Origin of the sequence: Streptomyces sp. 13-12-16 (genome assembly GCF_002114215.1) — a bacterium.
Classification (GTDB): Bacteria; Actinomycetota; Actinomycetes; order Streptomycetales; family Streptomycetaceae; genus Streptomyces.
Genome location: NZ_NCTE01000689.1, coordinates 10,133 through 17,317 on the forward strand (window position 1 = coordinate 10,133; position 7,185 = coordinate 17,317).

The following is a 7,185-nucleotide window of genomic DNA, read 5'->3' on the forward strand; positions in this document are numbered from 1 at the left end:
GCCCGACGGCGTGACCGTGTCATGAGCATGATCGACACGCTGCCGCCCGCTGCGCGGTCCGCCATCCGGGACACCTACGCGCGGAACGCCGGGGCGGCCACCCTGCCGATGCCCGCCACCGGGAGCGGCGCGTGATCACCGGCGCGCTGCGGCAGACCGGCCGGCTCTTCGCGCTCGCCGCCGAAGTCGGCCGCGCCGTCTTCCGAAGACCCTTCCAGTTCCGCGAGTTCGTCGAGCAGTTCTGGTTCGTCGCGAGCGTGACCATCCTGCCCGCCGCCCTCGTCTCGATCCCCTTCGGCGCCGTCATCGCCCTCCAGGTCGGCTCCCTGACCGAGCAGTTGGGCGCCCAGTCGTTCACCGGGGGCGCCAGCGTCCTCGCCGTCGTCCAGCAGGCCAGCCCCCTCATCGTCGCCCTGCTCATCGCCGGTGCCGGCGGCTCGGCCATCTGCGCCGACCTCGGCTCCCGCAAGATCCGCGAGGAACTCGACGCGATGGAGGTCATGGGCGTCTCGCCGGTGCAGCGACTGGTCGTGCCCCGCGTCCTGGCCGCCATGGGCGTGGCCGTCCTGCTCAACGGCCTGGTCTCCGTCGTCGGCATCCTCGGCGGCTACTTCTTCAACGTCATCATGCAGGGCGGCACCCCCGGCGCCTACCTCTCCAGCTTCTCCGCCCTCGCCCAGCTCCCCGACCTGTACATCAGCGAACTCAAGGCGCTGGTCTTCGGGTTCATCGCGGGCATCGTCGCCGCCTACCGGGGCCTCAACCCGCGCGGCGGCCCCAAGGGCGTCGGCGACGCCGTCAACCAGTCCGTCGTCATCACGTTCCTCCTGCTCTTCTTCGTCAACATGGTGATGACGGCCGTCTACCTCCAGATCGTCCCGCCGAAGGGAGGCTGAGGTCCGATGGCCTCCCCGCTCGTCTGGCTCGACCGCTCCGGCGACCAACTGCTCTTCTACGTCCGGGCACTGCTGTGGATCCCGCGGACCCTGCGCCGCTACCTCAAGGAGGTGCAGCGCCTCCTCGCCGAGGTGGCGTTCGGCTCCGGCGGCCTCGGGATCATCGGCGGCACCATCGGCGTGATGATCGCGATGACGCTCTTCACCGGGACCGTCGTCGGACTCCAGGGCTACGCGGCCCTCGACCAGATCGGCACGGCCGCGTTCACCGGATTCGTCTCCGCCTACTTCAACACCCGCGAGATCGCGCCCCTCGTCGCCGGACTCGCCCTCTCCGCGACCGTCGGCGCCGGCTTCACCGCCCAGCTCGGCGCCATGCGCATCAACGAGGAGGTCGACGCCCTGGAGGGCATGGGCATCCGCTCCATGCCCTACCTGGTCACCACCCGCATCATCGCCGGGGTCGTCGCCATCGTCCCGCTCTACGCGATCGGGCTGCTCTCCTCCTACGTCGCCTCCCGCTATGTGACCGTCCTGTTCAACGGGCAGTCCCGGGGGACGTACGACCACTACTTCAACCTCTTCCTCTCCCCGACGGACGTGCTGCTCTCCGTGCTGAAGGTGCTGATCTTCAGCGTGATGGTGATCCTCGCCCACTGCTACTACGGCTTCCGCGCCTCGGGCGGCCCCGCCGGCGTCGGCGTCGCCGTCGGCCGGTCCGTGCGCAACGCCATCGTGCTGATCAGCGTCACCGACTTCTTCCTGTCGCTCGCCCTGTGGGGCGCGACCACGACCGTGAAGGTGGCGGGGTGAGATGAACGGACCCCGGGGATCCCGAGGACAGACGCTGCGCCGCCGACTGGCCGGGGTGGTGTTCGTACTGGTGCCCGCCCTGCTGATCTGGCTGTCCGTCGCCGTCTACGACAAGAAGTTCACCGCGTCCGACCCGGTGGTCGTCGAGACCGGCAGCGTCGGCAACCAGATGCACCCGGGCGCCGAGGTGAAACTGCGCGGCGTCGTCGTCGGCGAGGTCCGCGCCATCGACGCCACCGGCGACGGGGCCCGGCTCACCCTCGCCATGAAGCCCGGCACGCTCGACCACGTACCGTCCGACGTCCGCGCGCAGATGCTGCCGACCACCCTGTTCGGCGAACGGTTCGTGGCCCTCGTACCGCCCGAGAACCCCTCGCCCCGGCCCCTGGCCGCCGGAGCCGTCGTCCCCCAGGACCGCTCCGCGAACGCCGTCGAGCTCCAGCAGGTGCTCGACGACGTCCTGCCGATGCTCACCGCCGTCCAGCCGCAGAAGCTCTCCGCGACCCTGTCGGCCGTCTCACAGGCCCTGGAAGGCCGCGGGGAACAGCTCGGCGAGACGCTGAGCCTGCTGGACGAGCACCTGGAGGAGTTCAACCCCCACCTGCCCGCCCTCAACCGCGACCTCAAGGAACTCGTGAAGGTCAGCCATGTCTACGCGGACGCCGCGCCCGACGTCATCACGGCGCTCACCGACTTCACCACCACCAGCGGCACCCTCGCCGAGCAGGAGGCCGAACTCGCCGCCACCCTCGGCGCCACCACCCGGACGGCCGAGGACGTGACGGCCTTCCTGCGCAAGAACAAGGACAACATCATCCGGCTCGGCACCACGGGCCGGCCCACCCTGGAACTGCTCGCCGAGTACTCCGCGGCCTTCCCCTGCACCCTGCGCACCCTCGCCGAGTTCGTCCCGGCCATGGACAAGGCGCTCGGCAAGGGCACCGACCGGCCCGGCGTCCACGTCCACGTCACCACCGTCGCCTCGCGCGGCGCCTACCGCCCCGGCCGCGACACCCCGGTGTACGACTCCGGCGGCGGCCCCCGCTGCCCCTCCGTGCCCTACCTCGGCTCGCTGCCCCGGCCCGCCGCGCAGGCCGCCGCCCCCGCGGCCGAGCAGGACCTCGGACCCGCCAACTCCCCGGCGGAGAACGACCTCGTCAACGAACTCCTCGCCCCCGCCGCCGGCGAGAGCCCCGGCGACCTGCCCGACTGGAGCAGCCTGCTCGCCGGCCCCGTCTACCGCGGTACGGAGGTGACCCTCGGATGACCACCGCCGACGACGCGCACACCCGGCGCCGCCCGCTGACCGGACCGCTGCTCAAGTCCCTCGCCTTCGTGGTGGTCACTGCCCTCGCCACGACCGTGCTCGGCATCGGCGTCGCCAACACCGGCATCGGCTCCGGCACCGGCACCACCACCTACAAGGCCCTGTTCACCGACGTCACCGGACTCGTCGACGGCGACAGCGTGCGGATCTCCGGGGTGGAGGTCGGCGAGGTGACCGACGTACGCGTGGTGGAACGGCGCACCGCGCAGGTCACCTTCACCGTCCGCGACGACCGCAGGCTGCCCCGGTCGACCACCGCCGCCGTGAAGTACCTCAACATGGTCGGCCAGCGCTACGTCTCCCTCGGCCGCGGCAGCGGCGACCTCACCGGCACCCTGGAGGAGGGCGCCACCGTCCCGCTGGAGCGCACCACGCCCGCGCTCGACCTGACCCTGCTCTTCAACGGCTTCAAACCGCTCTTCGAGGGGCTCTCCCCGAAGGACGTCAACGAGCTCGCCGGATCGATCGTGCAGGTGCTCCAGGGCGAGGGCGCCACCGTCGACAGCCTGATCCGCCACATCGGCTCGCTCAGTACGACCGTCGCCGCCAAGGACGAGGTGATCGGCCAGGTCGTCGGGAACCTCACCACCGTCCTGGACACCCTCAACGACCGCGAGGCCGGCTTCGACGACCTCGTCGTCACCCTCCAGGAACTCGTCACCGGCTTCGACGGGGACCGCGAACCCCTCGGCAAGGCCGTCGCGGCCATGGGCGACCTGACCACCGTCACCGCCGGCCTCCTCGAGGACGGACGCGCACCCCTCGAGCAGGACATCCGCGAACTGGGCCGGCTCTCGGACAACCTCGGCGAGCACACCCCGCAGATCGAGGACTTCCTGGAGAAGACCCCCGCCAAGATGACCGCCCTGGCCCGCCTGTCCTCCTACGGATCGTGGTTCAACCTCTACCTCTGCGAGGCGCGCGTGAGCGGAGTGACCACCTCCGACGGCTCCGAACCGCCGACCGGTATCGCGATCACCGAATCGAGGTGCCGCGGATGAAGCGCCCGCGCGTCAAACCCGTGAAAGAGCGCGACCCCGTCGCCGTCGGCGTCGTGGGGCTGCTCGTCCTCACCCTGCTCGCCCTCCTCGCCTACAACGTGGACCGGCTCCCGTTCGGCGGCGGCACCGCCTACAGCGCCGACTTCTCCGAGGCCGCGGGCCTGGACGAGGGCGACGAGGTGCGCATCGCGGGCGTCAAGGTCGGCCGGGTCACCGGCGTCGCCCTCGACGGGGCCAAGGTGAAGGTCACCTTCGAGGTCGAGGACGCCTGGCTCGGCGACCGCACGACCGCCGCCATCGCCATCAAGACCGTCCTCGGCGACAAGTACCTGGCGCTCGACCCGCTCGGCTCCGGCCGGCAGGACCCCGGCAGCCGCATCCCGCTGACCCGCACCACCTCCCCCTACGACGTGACCCAGGCGTTCCAGGACCTCAGCGGCACCGTCGACGACATCGACACGCGGCGGCTCGCGGAGAGCTTCGAGACCATCTCCGACACCTTCGAGGACTCCCCGCCGCACGTGCGCAAGGCCGCCACCGGCCTGTCCGACCTGTCGCGGTCCGTCTCCGAGCGCGACGCGGAGCTCTCCGAACTCCTCAAGGGCAGCGCCAGGTTCACCAAGACGCTGGAGAACAGGAAATCCAGCTTCGAGACCCTCATCGAGGACGGCGGCTCCCTGCTCGGCGAACTGAGGGACCGCCGCGCCGCCATCAGCGCCCTGCTCAAGGGCAGCAAGGACCTCGGCACCGAACTCGGCGGCCTCGTCGAGGACAACGAGAAGCAGCTCGGCCCCACCCTCAAGGCCCTCGGCCGCGTCACCGGCGTCCTGGAGGAGAACAACACCCAGCTCGGCAAGACCCTCGCGCTGGTCGGCCCGTACTACCGCCTGGTCGGCAACACCCTCGGCAACGGCCGCTGGTTCGACAGCTACCTGTGCGGTGTGGTGCCCCGCGACTACCTGCCCGAGACCTCCCAGCCCGAGACCGGATGCCTGCCGCCGAAACAGCCGGCGGCGGCCCAGGGGAGCGGTGAGCGATGAACCGACGCGGAAAGATCCTCACCGGCGTGCTCGCCTTCCTGGTACTCGCCGCCGCCGGCGTGGTCACCGTCCGGGCCCTCGGATCCGACGGCACCCGCATCACCGCCTACTTCGACCGCGCCACCGGCGTCTACGCCGGGTCCGACCTGCGCGTCCTCGGGGTACGGGTCGGCGAGGTGGAGTCGGTGCGGCCGCAGGGCACCACGGTCCGTGTCGACCTCCGCCTGGACGAGGGGGTCAAGGTCCCCCGGGGCGCGCGGGCCGTCGTCGTCGCGCCGAGCGTCGTCGCCGACCGCTATGTGCAGCTCACCCCCGCCCACAGCACCGGCCCCGCCCTCGCCGACGGCGCCGTACTGCCCGCCTCGCGCAACCGCCTCCCCGTCGAGATCGACCAGATCTACGAGTCGATCACCGAACTCGGCGAGGCCCTCGGCCCGGACGGCGCCAACTCCGAGGGCGCCCTGTCCGAACTGCTGAGGACCGGCGCCGCCAACCTCGACGGCAACGGCGAGGCCATCGGCGAGGGCGTCGAGGAGTTCGGCAAGGCGGCCAGGACCCTCGACGGCAGCAGCGACGACCTGTTCAAGACGCTCGGCAGCCTCCAGACCTTCACCACCATGCTGAAGGACAAGGACACCGACGTGCGCACCGCGCAGGAACGCCTGGACGAGGTCGTCGGCTTCTTCGCCGACAACAAGGACGACCTCACCGGCGCGCTGGAGGAACTCGGCAAGGCCCTCGGCCAGGTCAAGACCTTCATCGAGGACAACCGGGGCGAACTGAAGAAGAACGTCGACCGGCTCGTCCCCATCACCCGGACCCTGGTCGAGCAACGGGCCTCGCTGGCCGAGGCGCTGGACGTGGCGCCGCTGGCCGCGGGCAACGTCGTGGGCGCCTACAACCCCGACACCCGCACCCTCGACGGCCGCGCCAACCTCAACGAGATCAGCATCGGCGGCCCGCTGCTGCCGCTGCCCGTGGCCGGTGCGGCCGACGGGCGGAAGGGGGACGGCCGATGAAACGCGGCACGCTCACCGCGGGCCGGGCCGCCGGCCTCACCGCAGGCGGACTGATCGCCCTCGGGCTCGGCTTCACCCTCGCCCTCGGCGCGGTCGCCGTCGGCCCCCCGCGCTTCGACGGCATCGAGGACCTGCCACTGCCCGGCGGCGCCGACCTCGGCGACCACCCCTACACCGTCACCGCGGAACTCCACGACGTGCTCAGCCTCGTCCCGCACGCCGCGGTGAGGGTCGACGACGTCGCCGTCGGCCGGATCACCGGCATCGAACTCGGCCGCGACGACTGGTCGGCCCGCGTCACCATGGAGATCAACGGCGATGTGCGGCTGCCCGCCGACACCACCGCACGGCTCGAACAGTCCAGCCTGCTGGGCGAGAAGTACATCCAGCTCGTCGCACCCGCCGAGGGGACCGGAGCCGGCAGGCTGGCGGACGGGAACGTCATCCCGCTGGCCCGCACCAGCCGCAACACCGAGGTCGAGGAGGTGTTCGGCGCACTGTCCCTGCTCCTCAACGGCGGCGGCGTCAACCAGCTCAAGACCATCACCCAGGAGCTCAACGCGGCCCTCGGCGGCCGCGAACCCGAGGTCCGCTCCATGCTGAAACGGGTCGACACCCTGGTGGGCGACCTCGACGAGCACCGCGGAGACATCACCGACGCCCTCGACGCCGTCAACCGGCTCTCCTCGACCCTCGCCACCCGCAAGGACGACGTCGGCACCGTCCTCACCGACCTCTCGCCCGGACTGAAGACGCTGGAGAAACAGCGCGGCTCACTGCTGACCATGCTGCGCTCCCTCGACACGCTCTCCGGCGTCGCCGTCTCCACCATCAACGCGAGCAAGGACGACATGATCGCCGACCTCAAGGCCATCGCGCCGACGCTGAAGGCGCTCGCCGACGCGGGCACGGACCTGCCCGACTCGCTCCAGGTGCTGATGACGTACCCGTTCACCGACGAGGTGCTGCGCGGGGTGAAGGGCGACTACCTCAACGCGTACCTGAACATGGCAGCCGTGCCCGGGACCCAGGTGATCCCGCCGCTGGTGGCCGAGGGCACGCCCGCCCCGTCCGCGTCCGCGGCGGGGC

Annotated in this window: 7 protein-coding genes and 1 pseudogene; all 8 read left to right on the forward strand. The window is 71.2% G+C overall.

The window, feature by feature from the left end:
- Positions 1-135, forward strand: a pseudogene (locus B7767_RS49130) (ABC transporter ATP-binding protein); the annotation flags it as partial.
- Positions 132-896: an ABC transporter permease gene (locus B7767_RS26305; RefSeq protein ID WP_085574363.1), complete on the forward strand. Its 765-nt coding sequence runs from the start codon at positions 132-134 to the stop codon at positions 894-896. The pseudogene B7767_RS49130 and the gene B7767_RS26305, both read left to right, overlap by 4 nt.
- 6 nt (positions 897-902) lie before the next feature.
- Complete coding sequence (locus tag B7767_RS26310; protein ID WP_085574364.1) at positions 903-1,709, forward strand: ABC transporter permease; 807 nt, start codon at positions 903-905, stop codon at positions 1,707-1,709.
- Between the two features lies 1 nt (position 1,710).
- Positions 1,711-2,976: an MCE family protein gene (locus B7767_RS26315; RefSeq protein WP_085574365.1), complete on the forward strand. Its 1,266-nt coding sequence runs from the start codon at positions 1,711-1,713 to the stop codon at positions 2,974-2,976.
- Positions 2,973-4,037, forward strand: coding sequence for an MCE family protein (locus B7767_RS26320; RefSeq protein WP_085574366.1), 1,065 nt, complete (start codon positions 2,973-2,975; stop codon positions 4,035-4,037). The genes B7767_RS26315 and B7767_RS26320 overlap by 4 nt, the downstream gene beginning before the upstream one ends.
- A complete protein-coding gene (locus B7767_RS26325) occupies positions 4,034-5,077 on the forward strand; it encodes an MCE family protein (protein ID WP_085574367.1) in 1,044 nt (347 codons plus the stop codon). Before B7767_RS26320 ends, B7767_RS26325 begins: the two co-directional genes overlap by 4 nt.
- Complete coding sequence (locus B7767_RS26330) at positions 5,074-6,096, forward strand: MCE family protein (protein WP_085574368.1); 1,023 nt, start codon at positions 5,074-5,076, stop codon at positions 6,094-6,096. The genes B7767_RS26325 and B7767_RS26330 overlap by 4 nt, the downstream gene beginning before the upstream one ends.
- Positions 6,093-7,185 (forward strand): MCE family protein (locus B7767_RS26335; protein WP_085574369.1); only part of this gene is annotated, 1,093 nt, incomplete at its 3' end. The genes B7767_RS26330 and B7767_RS26335, both read left to right, overlap by 4 nt.